The organism is Micromonospora kangleipakensis (assembly GCF_004217615.1).
GTDB lineage: Bacteria > Actinomycetota > Actinomycetes > Mycobacteriales > Micromonosporaceae > Micromonospora > Micromonospora kangleipakensis.
In genome coordinates this window covers 5,000,455-5,019,289 of the sequence record NZ_SHLD01000001.1, presented here as the reverse complement: position 1 = coordinate 5,019,289, position 18,835 = coordinate 5,000,455, and the positions used below count along the sequence as shown (strand labels likewise).

The following is an 18,835-nucleotide window of genomic DNA, read 5'->3' as shown; positions in this document are numbered from 1 at the left end:
GCTCCGATCGGGTCAGCGCGGCTGGCTGGCGGTCATTCGATGCAGTTCGTGCCGCACCTGCGGGGTCAGGGCGTGCCACACCGCGCCGACGAACTGGGTCATCCGGTAGGAGACGACCCGCAGGTCGCAGCCGGGAGCGGCGGCGACCGCCAGGCCCGCCGACTCGCCGACCCGCATGAACAGCAGGTGCCCGCGGGGCAACCGCACGGTCAGGTACTCGGAGGCGCCGAGGTCCAGCAGCGCGGCGGAGCGGTCGGCCATGCTCAGCAGGCCGGCCGTCAGCGCGGCGAGCTGGTCGCCGAGGTCCCGGGAGACGTTCCGGGAGGCGGCGAGCTGGAGGCCGTCCAGCGACACGATCAGGGCGTGCGTGACGCCGGGTACGTCCTCGGCGAACTGGCGGATCAGCCAGGCGCAGTCCGGCAGTCCCGGCCCCGGGCCCGCCGGGCCGTTTCCGTTGCCGTGGCCGTTGCCAGTGAAGCCGTGGGTCATCGCAGCGGTCCTTCATCGTTGCTCGTGGTGGCCTGGGCGTCGCTGACGCCGGCGGCGAAGGCCGCCGTCTCGTCCGGCCAGGCCTCGGGGGTGGACCCGTCGTCCGGGGTGCTCCGGTGCTGCGCCGTCGCCGCCGGCCGGCCCGCGCCGGGGATGGGGTCGTCGGCGCGCATGCTCTCCGGCACCCGGCGGGGCAGCCCCGCGGTCGACGGGGCGGGGGTCTCGCCGGCCGGCCGGCCGATCGTGTTGAGGCGGACAGTGGGCGCGTGCGTGCTGTCGGAGGCCGGGGCCATCTGCGTACTCCAGTGGTGGACCCGGCCCCCGTCGGCCGGTGGCGGGGGCGGCCAGGCCGCCGGTGGCGCGGACCCGGCGGGAGCGGGTCCGGCGAGATCCGGCCCCGCCGCGGCGGCGTTCTCGCAGAGCAGCGCGCCGGGGACGAGGACCGTCGCCGTCGTGCCGCCGGAGGGCCGGCCGGTCAGCGTGACCCGCAGCTGGTGGGCGACGGCCAGGTGCGCCACGACGGCGAGACCCAGGTGGGCCGCCGGGTCGAGGGTCGTGGGGGTGATCGGCGCGCCGGTCAGCAGGGCGTTGAGGGCCGGCAGGTGGTCGGGGTGGATCCCGACGCCGGCGTCCTCCACGCGCACCAGGACGCTGCCGTCCTCGGTGATGTACGCCGACACGATCACCGACGAGGTGGGCGGGGAGAAGCGGGTGGCATTGTCCAGCAGCTCGGTGAGCACCCGGATCACGTCGTCGGCGGCGAACTCGACCACCGCCAGGTCCACCACGTGCCCCACCCGGATGCGCGGGTAGTACTCCACGGCCGAGGTCGCGGCCCGGACGACGTCGACCAGGGTCACGGTCTGCGGGTCGGCGTCCTCGACCCGGCGGCCGAGCAGGACCTGGAGATTCTCCGCGTGCCGCCGGATGCGGGTGTTCGCGTGGTCGATGCGGTAGAGCCGCTCCAGCCGCTCCGGGTCCTGCTCGTCGGCCTCCACGGCCTCCAGGTGGGAGCCCATCTGGTACGCCGAGGCGAGGATCCGCATCGCGAACTGTTCGCAGATGGCCGGCCACGGGCCGGCCGATGGCTCCTCGGGTGGTGGGGGAGGTGGTGGGGGTGTCTCCTGTGGTGCGACGGCCCACTGGGCGACCGTCGGATCCAGCCAGCGTGCCGCTCGCTGCCGCCAGGTCACGCGACGTCGACCCGCCGATTGCACTGGGGTGATATCGGTGCTTCTCACGAAAATACCGATCTGTCAGTAATCACCGACTGTGGCATGGTGCAGCAGTCAACCACCGTCTTGTGGGGATAGCAACGGTCAAGGTCAACTTGGGGCGGTTTTCACATCCGTACCGCCCGGCGCCCACGGATGCTTCATCGGTTCCGGCCGCGGAAACGCAACAGCTGGCGCCCCGGGATCCGCCCGGCCCGGTGTGACGTCGGCCGGCGGCGGCGGACAAACCCCCGGCCGGGCGGCATGATCATGACGGCGGGTGTTCGACGAGGAGCGGAGGCGAGCGGTTGACGGCGGACGTGCCCCGGGGCGGGCGGGTGCTGTTCATCGGCGACAGCATCACCGACGCCGGACGGGACCACGCCGGCGACGACCTGGGCTGCGGGTACGCGATGATGGCCGGGGCCTGGTTCACCGCCCGGCACCCCGCCCACCGCGTCACGTTCCGCAACCGGGGCGTCAGCGGCGACCGGGTCCGCGACCTGCGGGCCCGGTGGGAGGCCGACTGCCTGGCCCTCGCCCCGCAGGTGGTGTCGGTGCTGATCGGCGTCAACGACACCTGGCGCCGCTACACCCGGGACGACCCCACCGACGTCGCGGAGTTCGAGCGCGACTACCGGCACCTGCTCGACGTCGCCCGGCGCCGCCTGGACCCGGCGTTCGTCCTCGTCGAGCCCTTCCTCATCCCGCTCGACGACGCGCAACGCGCCTGGCGGGCGGACCTCGACCCGAAGGTGGCGGTGGTCCGCCGGCTGGCCGCCGAGTTCGACGCGACGCTGGTCGCGGTGGACGACCTCTTCCGGGTCGCCGGGGTCGGCGAGCGGGTGTGGACGAACGACGGCGTGCACCTCACGCCGTTCGGCCACGCGCTGCTCGCCCAGCAGTGGCTGCGCGCGGTCTCCCCGGTGGCCTGAGGGCGCGGGGCGGCCGGTTCAGCGGGTCCGGGCCGCCCGGCCCGTCGACGTGTCCCGCCCTCAGTCGGAGCCCGGCAGGTCGAGTTGCACGGTGGCGATCTCCCACGCCCGCAGCGGCAGCCGGACCACGCCGTCGCCGTCGACCGGCAGCGGCTCGCCCGGCCGGCCGACCAGGTCGGCCCGCCACGCCCCACGTACGCCGCGGCCAGCGCCGATGACGGCGTTGGTGTCCCGGGCGGCGACCAGCCGCAGCTCGATCCGGCCGTCCCGGTCCCGGAGGCTGGTCAACGCGACGCCGTCCCCGTCGACCGTCAGTCCGGTGACCGGCGCCGGCAATCCGGCGGAGGGTTCGCCGCTGCCCGAGAAGTCCAGCAGCTCGTGCCGGTACGCCTCGGCCGCCGCCAGGACCCCGGCGGAGTCCCAGTCGCCCCGGAACGGCAGTACCGCCAGCTCGACGCTGCGCTCGCCTCGGCACTGGGCCAGCGGCGTGGGAAGCTGCGGGCCGGCGGGTTCGTCCCGTAGGGCGTGCCGGTTGCGGGACAGCATCCCGATCGCGCGCAGGACGGTGACGGCCAGTTCCCGCCCGGAGTCGGTCAGCTCGTACTCGGTCGGCTGGGTCAGCAGGACGGCGAGCGACCCCTCGGCGCCCCCGGCGGCGACGAACCCGGAGGCGGGGAACGTCGGCAGCGGCACCTCACCGCCGCCGCCCTCGGCGGTCAACCCGCGCTCGACGACCGCGAACTGACCCTCCGCGTACGACGAACGGGCCGCCGCGGGTAGCGGCAGGTGCAGGCGGACCCGGTGGTCGTCGCACCGGTTGTCGAAGCTCAACCGCAGCCGGGCGAAGGGCTCACCGGCCCGTAGCTCCACCCGGGTGGTCACGGTGACCGTCTCCCGGTCCACGCGGCGCGAGCCCGCGTCCACGTCGGCGCCGACCGGCCAGCGGTACTCGCGGACCACGTCGAGGACGGCGACCACCGGACCGTCGTGCACCACGACGGTCCGCACCGCGCGCGGCTTGTCGACCAGCTCGTCGGCGGCCGGCGGGGCGTAGTTGTAGCTGTCTCCCACGTCGCCGCCGTCAACGATCCGCGCCACGCCGTCCACGCTCAGGCCGTCCGGTGTGGACAGCCGCAGCGTGCCGTCCTCGGCCACCTCGACGCGGAGCAGGCCGTTGGCGACGGTCCGGTCGACGACCGTCACGGGCGCCGGACCGGCCGCCTCCGACCCCGGCGTGGCGCCGTTCGCCCGGGTGGCCGGTCCCTCCTGGGGCAGGACCACCGGGCGTACCGCGGCGAGCCCGAGCGCCGGCACCTCGACCAGCGCCGCGACGGTCAGCCGCGGAGCGGCGACGATCCGCACCCGCCACCGGTCCGGGCCGCCCGCGACGGCGAGCGCCAGCCGGACGTCCTCGACGTCGAAGGTCGGGTCGCCGTGCCGGGCCACCTCGAACGTGAGGGTGGCGTCGTCGCGCGACATCGACCAGGCGGTGATCTCCTGCCCGTACAGCTCGCGCCCGTGCACCCGGGTGAGCACCGCCGGCAGGTCGGCCGCCGGCACCAGGTCGTCGGCGAGCAGCGTCCCGGCCCGGTCGAGGACCTGCGCGGGCGCGACCGTGCCGTCCGCGCCGACCAGCCCGACCGCCTCGTCCGGGGACGCCTCGACGTCCAGGCGGACCAGGGCGGTCCGGGCCGCCGGGGTCGGGTTGAACAGCAGGTGCCCGTCGCGCGGCACCGCGCCGGCCAGCCGCGCCCCCACCAGGTCGCAGACCGCCCGGCCCAGCTGGTCCGCCTCGGCCAGCCGGGCGGCCACCTGCTCGGCGGTCTCGTCGCAGCCGCAGCCGGTCACCGAGTCGTGGCAGCTCGCGTCGATCAGCCGGGTCCAGGCCATGTCGAGGAACCGTTGCACGGACGGGTCGTGGAAGAGCGCGGCCAGGGGTTCGGCGTACCGCTCGACCCGCCGCTCGGCGCGGCCCATCGCCTGCTTCAGGTGGGCGCGTACGGAGATCACGCCGGGCAGGATGTTCGCCCGGGCGTGTGAGCGCAGCTCGCCGGCGACGGTGGGCAGCCCGTCCACCGTGGTCGGTTGGGTGGTGAAGTACTCCGCGAGGGTGCCGAGCCGCAGGTGCACCCCGTCGACGCCGGCGGCGGCGAGGAGGTCCGGGGCGTCCGGCGCGGGCGCGGCGTGGTCGGCGCCGTACATCGCCAGGGTCGGGCTGTCGTCGCCGTCGGGCCGCCAGCCGCGCAGCCGTTCGGCCAGGTCGGTCGCCCGGCGGGTGACGAGTCGCCGGTCGTCCATCAGCCCGGCCGCGTTGCCGTAGCCGCCGGGCAGGTACTCGGTGCGGATCGTGGTGCCGTCCGGGGCCTGCCAGGCGAACGCGTGCGACCGGACCCGCTCCGGCACGCCCCGGAACACGCAGGCGTGGGCCAGCCCCGCCCCGGCCAGGAGCTGCGGCATCTGCGCGATGTGGCCGAACATGTCAGGCAGGTAGCCGACCGGCATCGCGCCGCCCAGCCCCGCGCTGCGAGCCAGCCCGCGCTCCAGGTTGCGGACGATGTTCTCCCCGGAGCACAGGAACTCGTCGAGCAGGATCTGCCACGGCCCCACGGCCAGCCGCCCGGCCCGCACCAGCGCGACCACCTGCTCCCGGCGCTCCGGCCGGACCTCCAGGTAGTCGTCGACCGCGGCGAGCTGCCCGTCCAGGGTGAACCGCTGGCGCTCGTCCTGCGCCATCCGGTCGAACACCTCGTCGAGCAGGGCCACCAGCCGCAGCCGGAACCGCTGGAACGGCTCGTACCACTCCCGGTCCCAGTGGGTGTGCGGCACCACGATGATCTCGGTCGGTCGGTCCATCAGCTCGCTGCCTCTCCGCCGATCGCCGCCCCGGTCAGCTCCCCGTAGCGGCGTACCACCTGTTGGCTGGTCCGTACGTCGGCCGCGCCCTCGGCGATGCCGCTCAGCGGGCGCGCGCCTTCGGTCACCATCGCGTGGAAGGCGACCAGCTCCTGCTCGAAGGCCTCGGTCACCGACCGGAACACCGTCCGCCGCTCGCCGTCGCCGTGCCGGTCCACCGCGGTCAGGCTGGTCGGTGCGTTGAGCAGGTACGGCGACGGGAAGACCAGCTCCAGCGCGCCCCGGGCGTGGTGCAGGGTCACCGTTTCCCGGTAGGCCGGACAGTCCGGCAGGTTGAGCCATCGGATGCCGTACCGGCCGCCGGACGGCAGTCGCCCGGAGATCTCCACCGACGGCTCGGGCGGCCCGTCCGGCTCCAGCGGCCAGGTGGCGACGTGGTCCACGGTGGCCGGTGCCCCGGTGAAGAGCCGCAGCAGGGACAGGTCGTGCGAGATGCTGTTGATCAGAATCTGGTAGAGGGTGCGCGCTCCGCGATCCCCGCCCACCGCCGCGTCGAGCAGCCCGTCGTCGGCCTCCCGCAGCCGGGCCAGCTCCGCGGCCGGCACGTCCCGCGGCAGGGGCGGCAGGTTGGCGAACGCCAACTGCTGGTCCCCGCCCGCGTGCAGGACGGTCACCTCGACCGCGTGCACCGCCGCCGCGCCGCCGATCTCGTCGAGCAGCCGGGCGGCCTCGGCCACCGCCGGGTCGTACTGCTTCATGTAGCCGACCATCAGCGCCGCGCCGGAGCCGGTCAGCCGGTCGGCCTCGGCGACCGTGTAGGCGAGCGGCTTCTCGCAGAGCACCGGCAGCCCCCGGCCCAGCGCCGCGGCGGCGAGTTCACCGTGCGAGCCGGAGGTCGCCAGCAGCACCGCGTCGTGGCCGCCACCGGCCAGCATGCTCGCCGCGTCCGGGTACCGCCGGGCCGGGTCGACTCCGTACCGGGCGCCGAGTTCGGCCAGCCGCGACGGGGACAGGTCGCTGAGCGCGACGATGTCGAACAGGTCGGCCCGGCGTCGCAGCAGGGGCAGGTGCACGGTACGGGCGATGACGCCCAGCCCGGCCACCGCGATCCTGATCCGCTTGCCCGCCTCGGTCATGGCAGCGCCTCCTCCAGCCACCGCCGGTTGCCGCGCTGGTCGGCGCGGATCCGGTCCAGGTCCTGTCCCTGCGCGGGGGCGTCCTGCTCGATCACCAGCCAGCCGGTGTAGCCGATCTCGTCGAGGCCGCGCAGCACCCCGGCGAAGTCGACGTCGCCGGTGCCCAGGGCGCAGAAGCCGCCCGCGGCGACCACCTCGGTGAGCCCGCCGCCGGCCTCGCGGACCCGGCGGTGCGCGGCCAGGTCGGCGTCCTTGAGATGGACCTGCCCGACCCGGCCGGCCCACTTGCGCAGCGCGGTGGCGGGGTCCCCGCCGGCCAGCGTAAGGTGCCCGGTGTCCAGGCAGACCGCCACGTCGGTGAGTTCCAGCAGCCGGTCGGCCTCCGCCTCGGTCTCCACGTCGGTGCCCAGGTGGTAGTGGAACACCGGTTCGAGGCCCCGGCCGCGGCACCGGTCGACGGCCCGCTGCACCCGGTCGGCGAAGCCCGGCCAGGCGGCGGCCGGCAGGGCGGCGGCCAGGTCCGGCGGCGTGCCCGGGCGGGCCATCCGGGCCGGGTTGGCGGCGCAGGCGAGGGTGGGCCGGGGCGCGAACCGGGCATCGTCGACGGGCGCGGCGGCGAACACGTCCAGTGCCGCGTCGAGCTGGGCGAGATCCTCGGCGAACCCGTCGGGGTCGGCGAAGCGCAGGTCCACCCAGCCGCCGGCGAGCCCGACGCCGTTGGCCGCCAGCCGCCGGGCCAGCGCCTCCCCGGTACCGAGGTAGCCGATCGGCCCGGAGTCCACTCCGGTGTAACCGTCCGCGGCCAGCGACGCGAGCAGCTCGTCCGGGCCGACGAACGGGTCGTCCGCCTGGTAGATGCCGTAGTTGCAGGGGGCTCCGGCCACCCTGGTCCGTGCGGTCAGCGGCATAGTGCGATCACCTCCATGCGGTGGGACTCCAGGACGTGCAGCCCGTCGGCGGCGGGCAGCAGGCACCGGTCGCCCCGGACCACCCGGTGGCGGCCGTCGGGGTAGCCGAGCAGCGCGCCGTCGGCGCCGAGCGCCAGCAGCTCGTCGCCGAGCCGCAGCAGCAGGGGCGCGTCGGGGCCGGCGGAGACCGCGGTGCGGCCGGCGGCCAGCGCGTCGCGGACCGCCGCCTCGTCAGCCGGGTCGCCGTCGACGAGCACCCAGGTGGTCGGCGCTCCGGGCAGCGCGTCCGCGCCGGGCCGGTGGAAGTCGCTGCCCCCGACGGGTACGACGTCCGGCCGCCACGCCTGGGCCCACGCCAGCGGAGCCCCCCAGGTGCGGTCCCACCAGCCGGAGTGCCACACCTCGACCAGTCGGGTGCGGGTGGTCACCGGCTGCCGCCACGCGCAGTCCCCGCCGAGCGGGTGGTTGATCGACAGCAGTCCGCCCGCGCGCTCCGCCGCGCCGAGCCACTCGTCGGCGGGCCGGCGGAAGTCGATCCAGCCCACCGGGCCGAACGCGTTGGCGTGTCCCCGGTCGGTGGTCACCTCCTGCCCGGGCACCAGCGTGATCCCGTACCGGCGGGCCGAGCCGGGCAGCCAGGGGTGGTGGCTGACGGTGTTGTGGTCGGTGACGGCGAGGAAGTCCAGCCCCCGGGAGACGGCGAGGGCGGCCAGCTCGTCGATGGTCTGCCTGCCGTCGCTGTGCACGGTGTGGGCGTGCAGGTCCCCGGCCAGCCAGCGCCGCCCGTCCACGTCCGGCACGGTCGGGCGGGGCGGGCGCTCGGGCCGCTCCGGCGATCCCGGCGCGTCCGGCGGCGTCGGTGGGGTGCCGCTGGTGGTGGCGGTGACCTCGAAGTCGAGGCCCTCGGGCGGGATCCGGTGCAGCCGGAGCAGCACCTGCCACTCGCCGGGCTCCAGCTCGCCGGGCAGGTAGCCGGGGGTGGCCCAGTCCGCGGTGATCGTGTAACCGTCCCGGGCGCCCCCGGACCAGCCCCGGAAGCCGGCCGGCCCGACGCACCCGAGGTCCAGCACGCCCGCCGCGCGCGGGTAGTCCAGCCGTACCGTCAGCGCGGCGGTGCCCGGCGCGACGGTGACCGGCAGGGCCCGCAGCACGTCCTCCGCGCGGTCCCGCAGCGTCCACCTGCCCCGGTGGGTGACCATGGTCAGGCGTCCGCCCCGACCCCGGTGCGCGGCGCCGGCACCGGTGCCGCCGTCACGCCGCCGACCAGCTCGCCGTCGCGGTAGACAAGTGAGCGGCCGGGCCGTGGCACCAGCCAGCCGGTGTCGCCGGGACCCGGTTCCCGTCCCTCGGGCACCACGACCTGCACGCTGGTCGCCGTGTCGTCCTCGCCGGGCACGTCCAGCGACACCAGCGAGAAGCTGCCGAGGTTCTCCACGACGACGACCTGGCCGGTCAGCGCGTCGGGGACCGGCTCGGGGGAGTAGTCGAGGTATTCGGGCCGGACCCCGTAGACCACGGTCTCCCCGTCGGTCAGCTGGCCGCGGGCATCGTCGGGCACCGGCAGCCGCACGCCGGCGACGGCCAGTGCGTCGCCGTCGGCCCGGGCCGGGACCAGGTTCATCGGGGTCGAGCCGATGAACCCGGCGACGAAGGTGTTGGCCGGGTGGCGGAACACCTCCGTGGGGGTGCCGACCTGCCGGATCCGGCCGCCCTCCATCACGGCGATCCGGTCGGCCAGGGCCAGCGCCTCCGCCTGGTCGTGGGTGACGAAGACGGTGGTGACGCCCAGCTCGCGTTGCAGCCGCTTGAGGAAGGTCCGCGCCTCCAGCCGCAGCCGGGCGTCCAGGTTGGACAGCGGTTCGTCGAGCAGGAACACCTTCGGGTGGCAGGCCATCGCCCGGGCCAGGGCGACCCGCTGTTGCTGGCCGCCGGAGAGCTGCCCGGGACGGCGGTCCAGCAGCGCCGACAGGCCCAGCTCGTCGGCGGTGGTCGCGGCCTTGTCCTGCCGGGCGGCCTTGCCGACCTTCTTGATCCGCAGCGGGTACGCGATGTTGTCCCGCACGGTCATGTGCGGGAAGAGCGCGTAGTCCTGGAAGACCATCGCCACGTCCCGCTGGCCGGGCGGCAGGTTCGTCACGGCGCGCTCGCCGATGCGCACGGTGCCGCCGGAGGCGAGCTCCAGCCCGGCGATGGTGCGCAGCAGGGTGGTCTTGCCGCAGCCGGAGGGGCCGAGCAGGGCGAAGAACTCGCCGTCGGCGATCTCCAGGTCGAGGGCGTCCAGGGCGCGTACCCCGTTGGGGTAGACCTTGGTCAGCTCGCGCAGGGTGATGGCGGACATCAGCGCTTGATCCCTCCGTGGAAGCGGAATCCGTACCTGCTGCTGACGAAGACGAACATCAGCGCCACCGGCAGCGAGTAGAGCAGGGAGAAGGTGGAGAGCAGTCGCAGGTCGGCCTGGCCGCCCTCGGTGTAGAGGGTGTACATGATCACGGCGGCGGGCCTCTTGTCCGGTCCGAGCAGCAGGAACGGGACGAGGAAGTTGCCCCATACGTTCGCCACCGCCCACACCCCGACGGTGGCCAGCCCGGGCCGGACGATCGGCACCACGATGTGCCGCATGATCTGCAGCGGGCTGGCGCCGAAGACCCGCGCGGACTCCTCGTACGACGTGGGCGTGGCGTCCATGAAGTCCTTGAGGATGAAGATCGCCGCCGGCAGCAGTCCGCCGCTGAGGATCAGGATGACGCCGAGCCGGGAGTCGATCAGGTTGGCCCGGACGGCCAGCTCGAACAGGGGCACCATGGTGGCCGTGCCGGTCACGATCGACGAGAGCAGCAGCAGCCCGTAGAGCAGGGCGTCCCGCCCCGGGACCCGGACCCGGCTCAGCGCGTACGCGGCCAGGGCGGCGAACGTCACCACCAGCAGGGCGGTGCCGCCGGCCAGCCAGACCGAGTTGACCAGCGAGGTCAGCGCGTACGGGTTGTCCAGCAGGGCGCGGAAGTTGTCCAGGGTGAAGTCCGGCAGCGAGGTGCCGATCGTCGGGGTGTCGTCGAACGGCGCGGTGGCCAGCCAGAGCAGCGGCAGGGCGAAGAAGGCGAGCACCAGGCAGAGGAAGACGTAGCGGCCGATCCGGGCCAGCACGTGCCGTACGGCGGCCCTCGACCTGTCGTCGGTCCGGGTGCCGTCCGCCGTCGTGGTCACGGTGCTCACGGCGCCTCCTGAGTTCGCGACTGCGGGGCTCGCAGGACCGGCTCACTCCTCGCGCTCACGGCGCCTCCTTCCGCCGGCCCAGCGTGCGCAGGTAGACCAGCGCGATGACCAGGTTGATCAGCAGCATGATGAACGAGATCGCGGCGCCGAAGCCCAGCTCGCCGCCGGAGAGCGCCACCTTGTAGACGTAGACCGCCAGCACCTCGGAGCGCTGCTCGGGGCCGCCCGCGGTGATCAGGAACGGGGTGAAGTCGTTGAACGTCCAGAGGCTGATCAGCAGCAGGTTGGTCAGCACGTGGCCGCGGATGCGGGGGAACACCACGTCGCGCAGCTGCTGCCAGGTGGACGCGCCGGCCAGCCGGGCGGTCTCCAGGTGTGAGCGGGGCACGTTCTCCAGCGCGGCGGCGTAGAGCATCATCGAGAACGCGGTGCCCCGCCAGGTGTTGAAGATGATGATCGACAGCATCGGGTGGTCGAGCAGCCAGGCCATGCCGGGCGTGCCGAGCAGGGCGTTGAGCGTGCCGGCGTCCCGGTCGAGCAGGGCGATCCACAGGAAGGCGACGACCGAGCTGGGCAGGATCCAGGACAGCAGGATGAACGCCTCGACCACCCGGCGCAGCGGACCCCGCCGGTCGCGCAGCGCGAAGGCGATGGCGAAGCCGAGGCCGGCCTGACCGATCACCGCCGAGCCGAGCACGAACTGCAGGGTCAGCAGCAGCGACGTGCGGAAGCGTTCGTCGGTCAGCGCCCGGGTGTAGTTGTCCAGTCCGACGATCTCCGGGTTGGCCGCGGCCAGGCCGGTGAGCCGGTAGTTGGTGACGCCCAGGTAGATCGTCCAGGCGGCCGGCACCACTAGGAAGAGCAGGATCAGCACCATGCTCGGGACGAGGAACCCGGCGGCGCGGGCCCGGCCCAGCCCCGCGGCGTCGGGGGCGGGGGAGGCGCCCATCACCGGGCGCGCTCCCCCGACCGTCTCGTCAGGACGAGACGTTACCTGGACCACCGACGATCCCTTCGACCTTCTTCTGGTACGCCGCGGCCGCCTCGTCGGCGCTCTTGCCCGACGCCGCGGCGGCGGTCGCCTCCTGCAGCGCCACCGACACCTGCGGATAGACCGCCAGCGGCGGCCGGTACGCGGTCAGCGGCAGCACCTTCTCGGCCACGAAGTTGAGCATCGGGTCGCTGGCGAGGACCTCCTTGTTCACGTCCATCCGGGAGGTGATTCGCGCGGCGCCGGCGAGCTGCGCCTTGGTGGCCTCCGCCGAGTGCATGAACGCGAGCAGCTCGAACGCCTGGGACGGGTACTTCGAGTTGGGGTTCAGCACGTCGACGCCGCCGCCGGACATGCTCACGAAGTCCTGCCCCCGGATGCCCGCGCCGGGCTGCTTGGCCGGGATCATCGCGTACCCGACGGTGCTGTCCCGGTCGGGCATCTTCGCGATGCCGTCCTTCGGGTTGATGACGCTGCGCCAGAAGTAGTCGCCCTCGCCGAGGATGCCGATCTTGCCCGCGGCGAACTCCTCGAAGGACTTGTCCCGGCCCTTGGCCTCCTGCTGGAGCTTCGGGTCGCCGAGGCCGCCGCCGTAGACCTTGGTGTAGAAGTCGAGCACGTCCTTGACCGGCTGGTTGGCGCCGGCCCACTTGCCGTCCTTCCAGATCTCCCCGCCGGCGCCGACCAGCAGCGGCAGCGCGCCCTGCATGCTGGTCGCCTCGCCCATCGCCGTGCCGGCGTTGATCTGGATCGGGGTCACCCCGGGCAGCGCCTTGAGCTTGGCGCCGGCGTCGAGGATCTCCTGCCAGCTCTTCGGTTGCCAGTCGGCGGGCAGGCCGGCCTGGGCGAAGAGCTTCTTGTTGTAGTAGAGGACGCGGCCGTCGGTGCCCTGCGGGACGCCGTACCGCTTGTCGTCGAACGTGCCCAGGCCCTGCACGCTCTCCGGGATCTGCGACCAGCCGTCCCACTTGTCGACCTGGTCGCCGGCCACCTCGGACAGCGGCTTCAGATATCCGGCCTGGGCGAACTCGCCGACCCAGATGCCGTCGACGGACACCACGTCGGCGCCGCCCTTGGAGCGCAGGCCCAGGGCCAGCTTGGTCTTGTACTGCTCGTCGTCGACGCCGCTGGGCACGAACGACACCTTGGCGGTGATGCCCTTGGCCTTCTGGGCCTCGACGAACCGGGGGATGACCCACTTCTCGATCCACTCGGCGCCGGCGGAGTTCTTGCCGCCGGCGATGGCGTTGGAGGCGATGGTCAGGGTGATGTTCTTGGCGTCCTTGCCGGCGGGCTCCGAGTCGCCCCCGCAGGCCGTGGCGGCGAGGGTGACGGCGGTGAGCGCGGCGAGCACACCCGTGACGCGTCTCGGTGTGACTGACATGGGTTGTTCCCTTCGCAAGGAGTGACTTCGAAGAGACTCGCGGGTCGCCCGCCGGCCGCAGGTCCATGCCGGCGGTGCTTGTCGGCCACAATGTCATGACAGCCTGACGACGTAAATACCTGTCACTGAAATGAGCCTGAAACAGGCGCGTCACCGCTCGGCGACGGTCACCTCCAGCACGTACCGGGAGGCCCGGTAGATGTGCGCGCCGTGCTCGACGTAGCGCCCCTGGTCGTCGTACGCCGTCCGGGTCATGGTCAGCAACGGGGCGCCGCGCCGCTCGCCGAGCATCTGCGCCTCGGCCGCCGTCGCGGCCCGGGCGCCGATCCGCTGCTGGGCGCCGCGCACCCGCAGGCCGGCCGCGCGCAGGATCGCGTACAGGCCCCGGCTCTGCAGGCCGTCCAGGGTGAGCCGGACCAGATCGAGGGGGAGCCAGTTCTCCATCACCGCGAGGGGCTCCCCGTCGGCGAAGCGCAGCCGGCGCAGGTGCTGCACCTCGCTGCCGGCGGTGACCCCGAGCGCGGCCGCCACCTGCGCCGGGCAGGCCACGGTGGCCAGTTCGAGCACCGAGGTGGACGGCTGCCGTCCGGTCCGCGCGAGGTCGTCGTGCAGGCTGGTCAGCTCGACCGCGCGGCGTACCTCGCCCCGGACCACCTGGGTGCCCACGCCGCGGCGGCGGACGATCAGTCCCTTGTCCACCAGGTGCTGGATTGCCTGCCGGACGGTGGGCCGGGACAGTCCCAGCCGGTCGGCGAGCTGCAGCTCGCTGTCCAGCCGGTCGCCGGGCGCCAGCTCGCCGCGCTGGATCGCGGCGCTGAACTGCTCGGCGACCTGGAAGTAGAGCGGGACCGGGCTGCTCCGGTCGACCACGATCTCGGGGCCGGTCACGGCGGACCTCCTCGTCACGGATGCCCAGGGGGTCGGGGGCGCGCTGATGGGCGCCACTGTACCGAAGCGGTAACTGAGCGAACCTGCCGGATGTCAGGACAACACATTGACACAACTCCCGGCCACTGTTACCAATCAGGGACCAGGATCGAGCTGGCGGTCACGCCGTCGCCGGCCCGGACAAAGGACGCCGCATGCTCGACGTGCTCACCATCGGCCGGGTCGGAGTGGACATCTATCCGCTGCAGATCGCCACGCCGCTGGCCGAGGTCGAGACCTTCGGGCGGTTCCTCGGCGGCAGTGCCACCAACGTCGCGGTCGCCGCCGCCCGGTACGGGCTGCGCGCCGGCGTCATCACCCGCACCGGCGCCGACGCCTTCGCCGACTACGTGCACCGGGCGTTGCGGGACTTCGGCGTCGACGACAGCCAGGTACGTCCGGTCGACGGGCTGCCCACCCCGGTGACGTTCTGCGAGATCTTCCCGCCCGACCACTTCCCGATCTGGTTCTACCGCACCCCGACCGCCCCGGATCTGCAGATCCACCCCGACGAGCTGGACCTCGCCACCATCGTGGACGCGCGGGTCTTCTGGGTCACCGGCACCGGGCTCTGCCAGCAGCCCAGCCGGGACGCGCACCGCACCGCGCTGGCCGCGCGCGCCGGCCGCCCGCACACCGTCCTGGATCTCGACTACCGGCCGATGTTCTGGCCCGACCCGGCCGCCGCCACGGCCGCCTACGTCGAGGCACTGCCCCGGGTCACCGTCGCCGTGGGCAACCTCGACGAGGTCGAGGTGGCCGTCGGCACCCGGGACCCCGAGCGGGCCGCCCGGTTGCTGCTCGACCGCGGGCCGCGGCTGGCCGTGGTCAAGCTCGGCCCGGACGGTGTGCTGGCCAGCACCCCCGAGCGGACGGTCCGGGTGCCGCCGGTGCCGGTGGAGGTGGTCAACGGGCTCGGCGCCGGGGACGCCTTCGGCGGCGCCCTCTGCCTGGGCCTGCTGCAGGACTGGCCGCTGGAGCGGACGCTGCGCTTCGCCAACGCCGCGGGCGCGATCGTCGCGTCGCGGCTGGCCTGCTCGTCCGCCATGCCTGACCAGGCCGAGACCGAGGCGCTCGCAGCCCGGGCGGAGCCGGCCCCCGCGACGGAAGGAGACCGGTGAGCACCGAGTACGAGGCGTTGACCCTCACCCGCGCGCACCGGCCGCAGGCGATCGCCGAGGCCGCCGCCGGACGGACCCGCCGACCCTGGCCGGACCACGGTCGGCCGCTCTTCCTCATCGCCGCCGACCACCCGGCCCGGGGCGCCCTCGGCGTCCGGGACCGGCCGATGGCCATGGCCGGGCGTACCGACCTGCTCGACCGGCTACGACTCGCGCTGTCCCGGCCCGGGGTCGACGGGGTGCTCGGCACCCCGGACATCCTGGAGGACCTGCTGCTGCTCGGCGCGCTGGAGGACCGGCTGGCGATCGGCTCGATGAACCGCGGTGGCCTGTTCGGCGCGGCGTTCGAGCTCGACGACCGGTTCACCGCGTACGACGCCGACAGCATCGCCGCGATGGGCTACGACGGCGGCAAGATGCTGTGCCGGATCGACCCGGACGACCACGGCACCGCCTCCACGCTGCAGGCCTGCGCCCAGGCGGTCAGCGCCCTCGCCGCGCACCGCACGGTGGCGCTGGTGGAGCCGATGTGGGTGGGGCGCACCGACGGGCGGGTCCACGTAGACCTGACCCCCGAGGCGGTGATCAAGAGCGTGAGCATCGGGCAGGCACTCGGCACGACCTCGGCGTACACCTGGTTGAAGCTGCCGGCGATCGACGAGATGGACCGGGTGGTGGCCGCGACCACCCTGCCCGTCCTGCTCCTCGGCGGCGACCCGACGGAGACCCCCGACGTGGTGTACGCCCGCTGGCAGCGGGCGTTGCGGCAGCCCGGCGTCCGCGGCCTGGTGGTCGGCCGGGCGCTGCTCTACCCGCCGGACGACGACGTCGCCGCCGCGGTCGATCTGGCCCACTCGCTCCTGCCCGCCCGGCAGCAAGCATGACCGGGGAGCTGCACCTGCCCTGGGGGACGACGGCCCGACTGCCCTGGGCGCTGGAGCTCACCCCCGGACAGGCCGGCTGGACGTACGCGGGACTGCGGGTGCTCGTCCTGCCCGCCGGCGGCGTGGTCACCTTCGCCACCGGTGACGAGGAGATGCTGGTCCTGCCGCTGGCCGGTGCCGCCACCGTCCGCTGCGACGGGGTGCGCCTGGAGCTGACCGGCCGCGCCTCGGTCTTCGCCGCGGTCACCGACTTCGCCTATCTGCCCCGGGACGCGACGGTGACGGTCCAGGGCGAGGGGCGCTTCGCGCTGCCGTCGGCCCGGGCCACCCGCCGGCTGTCGCCGAGCTACGGCGCGGCCCGGGACGTGCCGGTGGAGCTGCGCGGCGCCGGGCCGGCCAGCAGGCAGGTCAACAACTTCTGCGCCCCGGGGGCCTTCGACTGCGACCGGCTGGTCGCCGTGGAGGTGCTCACCCCCGGCGGTAACTGGTCGTCCTACCCGCCGCACAAGCACGAGGACGACCGGGTCCACGACGACGGTCGGGTCGAGGCGGCGCTGGAGGAGATCTACTACTTCGAGGTGTCCGGGGCGGCGCCGGGCGACGGCGGCGGACCGGTCGGCTACCAGCGGGTGTACGGCACCGACCGGCGGCCGATCGACGTCCTCGCCGAGGTGCGCAGCGGTGACCTGGTGCTCGTCCCGTACGGCTACCACGGCCCGTCGATGGCCCCGCCCGGCTACCCCCTCTACTACCTCAACGTGCTGGCCGGGCCTGGCGCGGACCGCACCATGGCCTGCGTGGACGATCCCCGGCACGGCTGGATCCGGGGCAGCTGGACCGACCAGGAGGTCGACCCGCGCCTGCCGCTGACCGGCCCGCCGGCGGGAGGCCGCTGATGCGTCGGCTCACGGTGGCGCAGGCCCTGGTGGCCTTCCTCGCCCGGCAGTGGTCCGAACGCGACGGCCAACGCCGTCGGCTGATCCCGGCCTGCTTCGGCATTTTCGGCCACGGCAACGTCGCCGGTCTCGGCGAGGCCCTGGCCGGCGCCGCCGCCGCGGGCGTCGACCTGCCGTACCGGTTGTGCCGCAACGAGCAGGGCATGGTGCACACGGCCGCCGCGTACGCCCGGATGACCGACCGGCTCAGCACCCTGGCCTGCACCACCTCCATCGGCCCGGGCGCGACCAATCTGGTTACCGGCGCCGCCGGCGCGACCATCAACCGGCTGCCGGTGCTGCTGCTGCCCGGCGACATCTTCGCCACCCGGGCGGCCAACCCGGTGCTGCAGGAGCTGGAGGACGTCCGCTCCTACGACGTCGGTGTCACCGACGCGCTGCGCCCGGTCAGCCGGTACTGGGACCGGATCAACCGCCCCGAGCAGTTGCCGGCGGCGCTGCTGGCCGCCATGCGGGTGCTCACCGACCCGGCGGAGACCGGCGCGGTCACCCTCGCCCTGCCGCAGGACGTGCAGGCCGAGGCGTACGACTGGCCGGAGGAGCTGTTCGCCGAGCGCACCTGGCACGTGCCCCGCCCCCGCCCGGACGAGGCGGCCGTCCGGCGGGCCGCCCGGATCGTCACCGCGGCCCACCGGCCGGTGCTGCTGGCCGGCGGCGGCGTCATCTACAGCGGCGCGACAGACGCGCTGCGCGGCTTCGCCGAGCGGCACGGCGTGCCGGTGGTGGAGACCCAGGCGGGCAAGGGCGCCCTGCCCCACGGCCATCCTCTGGCCGCGGGCGCGGTCGGGGTCACCGGCTCCGCCGCGGCCAACGAGCTTGCCGCGAACGCCGACGTGGTGATCGGCGTCGGCACCCGCTACAGCGACTTCACCACCGCCTCCGGCACCGTCTTCGGCGACGCCCGGTTCGTCAACCTCAACATCACCGGTTTCGACGCTGCCAAGCTGTCGGGCGTGCAGGTCGTCGGCGACGCCCGGGAGAGTCTGGCCGCGCTCGGTGCGGCCTGCGCCGACTGGGCCACGCTGCCCGCGTACCGGTCGACGGTCGCGGACCTGGGCGCCCGGTGGGCGGCGGTGGTGGACCGCGCCCGGCACGCCGACCCGCAGGCGCCGCCGACGCAGGCCGCGGTCATCGGCGCGGTCAACGACGCGGCCGGCCCGCGGGACGTCGTGGTCTGCGCTGCCGGGTCGATGCCCGGCGACCTGCACAAGCTGTGGCGCAGCACCGACCCCAAGGCCTACCACGTCGAGTACGGCTACTCCTGCATGGGCTACGAGATCGCCGGCGGGATCGGGGTCAAACTGGCCGCGCCGGACCGGGAGGTCTTCGTGCTGGTCGGCGACGGTTCCTACCTGATGCTGCCGAGCGAACTGGTCACCGCGGTCGCCGAGGGCGTCAAACTGGTCGTCGTGCTGGTCGACAACCAGGGTTTCGCCTCGATCGGCCGGCTGTCCGAGAGCGTCGGCGCGCAGCGGCTCGGCACCGCCTACCGCGACCGTGCCGGGGAGCCGCTGCCGGTCGACCTCGCGGCGAACGCGGCGAGCCTGGGCGCCGAGGTGATCCGGGCGACGACGATGGCCGAGCTGCGCGCCGGGTTGGACGCGGCGAAGGCGGCGGACCGGACGACGGTCGTGTACGTCTCGACGGACCCGATGGAGCCCGGGCCGGACGGCGGTGCGTGGTGGGACGTGCCGGTCGCCGAGGTGTCGACCACCGCGGCGGCGCAGACAGCCCGGGCCGCGTACGAGACGGGACGCAAGGCGCGCCGCGCGCACCTGCGCCCGTCCTGACCCACCTCACCACTGTTCACTTCGTGCCGTCGATGCT

16 protein-coding genes are annotated in these 18,835 nt (G+C 74.1%); 5 read left to right on the top strand and 11 right to left on the bottom strand.

Annotation, left to right across the window (positions count from 1 at the left end):
- Positions 1-12: 12 nt before the first annotated feature.
- Entirely contained in the window at positions 13-489 is a 477-nt protein-coding gene (locus EV384_RS24190; protein ID WP_130336759.1) for a roadblock/LC7 domain-containing protein, read from the bottom strand.
- The gene (locus EV384_RS24185; protein ID WP_130336757.1) at positions 486-1,682 is read right to left on the bottom strand and encodes a sensor histidine kinase; all 1,197 of its coding nucleotides are present in this window, start codon (positions 1,680-1,682) and stop codon (positions 486-488) included. Before EV384_RS24185 ends, EV384_RS24190 begins: the two co-directional genes overlap by 4 nt.
- 329 nt (positions 1,683-2,011) lie before the next feature.
- Here EV384_RS24185 and EV384_RS24180 point away from each other — a divergent pair, with 329 nt between their 5' ends.
- Positions 2,012-2,638, top strand: a complete 627-nt coding sequence (locus EV384_RS24180) for an SGNH/GDSL hydrolase family protein (RefSeq protein ID WP_207232444.1) — start codon at positions 2,012-2,014, stop codon at positions 2,636-2,638.
- Positions 2,639-2,698: 60 nt separating this feature from the next.
- Here EV384_RS24180 and EV384_RS24175 read toward each other — a convergent pair whose 3' ends face one another.
- The 9 genes from EV384_RS24175 to EV384_RS24135 form a co-directional block, all read right to left on the bottom strand.
- Complete coding sequence (locus tag EV384_RS24175) at positions 2,699-5,491, bottom strand: glycoside hydrolase family 38 N-terminal domain-containing protein (protein ID WP_130336755.1); 2,793 nt, start codon at positions 5,489-5,491, stop codon at positions 2,699-2,701.
- Positions 5,491-6,627: a Gfo/Idh/MocA family protein gene (locus tag EV384_RS24170; protein ID WP_130336753.1), complete on the bottom strand. Its 1,137-nt coding sequence runs from the start codon at positions 6,625-6,627 to the stop codon at positions 5,491-5,493. Before EV384_RS24170 ends, EV384_RS24175 begins: the two co-directional genes overlap by 1 nt.
- Positions 6,624-7,535: a sugar phosphate isomerase/epimerase family protein gene (locus EV384_RS24165; RefSeq protein WP_130336751.1), complete on the bottom strand. Its 912-nt coding sequence runs from the start codon at positions 7,533-7,535 to the stop codon at positions 6,624-6,626. The genes EV384_RS24170 and EV384_RS24165 overlap by 4 nt, the downstream gene beginning before the upstream one ends.
- Positions 7,526-8,734: a CehA/McbA family metallohydrolase gene (locus EV384_RS24160; RefSeq protein WP_130336749.1), complete on the bottom strand. Its 1,209-nt coding sequence runs from the start codon at positions 8,732-8,734 to the stop codon at positions 7,526-7,528. The genes EV384_RS24165 and EV384_RS24160 overlap by 10 nt, the downstream gene beginning before the upstream one ends.
- A 2-nt stretch (positions 8,735-8,736) precedes the next feature.
- Positions 8,737-9,873 carry an ABC transporter ATP-binding protein gene (locus EV384_RS24155; protein ID WP_130336747.1) on the bottom strand — a complete coding sequence of 379 codons (1,137 nt, stop codon included), beginning with the start codon at positions 9,871-9,873 and terminating at the stop codon, positions 8,737-8,739.
- Positions 9,873-10,745, bottom strand: a complete 873-nt coding sequence (locus EV384_RS24150) for a carbohydrate ABC transporter permease (protein WP_207232443.1) — start codon at positions 10,743-10,745, stop codon at positions 9,873-9,875. Before EV384_RS24150 ends, EV384_RS24155 begins: the two co-directional genes overlap by 1 nt.
- A 55-nt stretch (positions 10,746-10,800) precedes the next feature.
- Complete coding sequence (locus tag EV384_RS24145; protein ID WP_130336745.1) at positions 10,801-11,694, bottom strand: carbohydrate ABC transporter permease; 894 nt, start codon at positions 11,692-11,694, stop codon at positions 10,801-10,803.
- 28 nt (positions 11,695-11,722) lie between these two features.
- Positions 11,723-13,120 carry an extracellular solute-binding protein gene (locus tag EV384_RS24140; RefSeq protein ID WP_130336743.1) on the bottom strand — a complete coding sequence of 466 codons (1,398 nt, stop codon included), beginning with the start codon at positions 13,118-13,120 and terminating at the stop codon, positions 11,723-11,725.
- 150 nt (positions 13,121-13,270) lie between these two features.
- Positions 13,271-14,008 (bottom strand): GntR family transcriptional regulator, encoded by a 738-nt coding sequence (locus EV384_RS24135; protein WP_130336741.1) that lies wholly within the window; start codon positions 14,006-14,008, stop codon positions 13,271-13,273.
- Positions 14,009-14,202: 194 nt separating this feature from the next.
- On the opposite strand from EV384_RS24135, the gene iolC reads away from it, so the two are divergent.
- The 4 genes from iolC to iolD are packed head-to-tail and all read left to right on the top strand — an operon-like array spanning position 14,203 to position 18,798.
- A complete protein-coding gene (gene iolC, locus EV384_RS24130) occupies positions 14,203-15,168 on the top strand; it encodes a 5-dehydro-2-deoxygluconokinase (protein WP_130336739.1) in 966 nt (321 codons plus the stop codon).
- Positions 15,165-16,052 carry a Cgl0159 family (beta/alpha)8-fold protein gene (locus EV384_RS24125; protein WP_130336737.1) on the top strand — a complete coding sequence of 296 codons (888 nt, stop codon included), beginning with the start codon at positions 15,165-15,167 and terminating at the stop codon, positions 16,050-16,052. Before iolC ends, EV384_RS24125 begins: the two co-directional genes overlap by 4 nt.
- Positions 16,049-16,948, top strand: coding sequence for a 5-deoxy-glucuronate isomerase (gene iolB, locus EV384_RS24120; RefSeq protein ID WP_130336735.1), 900 nt, complete (start codon positions 16,049-16,051; stop codon positions 16,946-16,948). Before EV384_RS24125 ends, iolB begins: the two co-directional genes overlap by 4 nt.
- Positions 16,948-18,798, top strand: a complete 1,851-nt coding sequence (iolD, locus tag EV384_RS24115) for a 3D-(3,5/4)-trihydroxycyclohexane-1,2-dione acylhydrolase (decyclizing) (RefSeq protein WP_130336733.1) — start codon at positions 16,948-16,950, stop codon at positions 18,796-18,798. Before iolB ends, iolD begins: the two co-directional genes overlap by 1 nt.
- Positions 18,799-18,835: the final 37 nt, after the last annotated feature.

Bases quoted from the DNA above. Each gene is read 5' to 3' on its own strand.
- EV384_RS24190 (WP_130336759.1), bottom strand. From the start codon at position 489: ATGACCCACGGCTTCACTGGCAACGGCCACGGCAACGGAAACGGCCCG.
- EV384_RS24175 (WP_130336755.1), bottom strand. From the start codon at position 5,491: ATGGACCGACCGACCGAGATCATCGTGGTGCCGCACACCCACTGGGAC.
- EV384_RS24170 (WP_130336753.1), bottom strand. From the start codon at position 6,627: ATGACCGAGGCGGGCAAGCGGATCAGGATCGCGGTGGCCGGGCTGGGC.
- EV384_RS24165 (WP_130336751.1), bottom strand. From the start codon at position 7,535: ATGCCGCTGACCGCACGGACCAGGGTGGCCGGAGCCCCCTGCAACTAC.
- EV384_RS24160 (WP_130336749.1), bottom strand. From the start codon at position 8,734: ATGGTCACCCACCGGGGCAGGTGGACGCTGCGGGACCGCGCGGAGGAC.
- EV384_RS24155 (WP_130336747.1), bottom strand. From the start codon at position 9,873: ATGTCCGCCATCACCCTGCGCGAGCTGACCAAGGTCTACCCCAACGGG.
- EV384_RS24145 (WP_130336745.1), bottom strand. From the start codon at position 11,694: ATGGGCGCCTCCCCCGCCCCCGACGCCGCGGGGCTGGGCCGGGCCCGC.
- EV384_RS24140 (WP_130336743.1), bottom strand. From the start codon at position 13,120: ATGTCAGTCACACCGAGACGCGTCACGGGTGTGCTCGCCGCGCTCACC.
- iolC (WP_130336739.1), top strand. From the start codon at position 14,203: ATGCTCGACGTGCTCACCATCGGCCGGGTCGGAGTGGACATCTATCCG.
- iolB (WP_130336735.1), top strand. From the start codon at position 16,049: ATGACCGGGGAGCTGCACCTGCCCTGGGGGACGACGGCCCGACTGCCC.
- iolD (WP_130336733.1), top strand. From the start codon at position 16,948: ATGCGTCGGCTCACGGTGGCGCAGGCCCTGGTGGCCTTCCTCGCCCGG.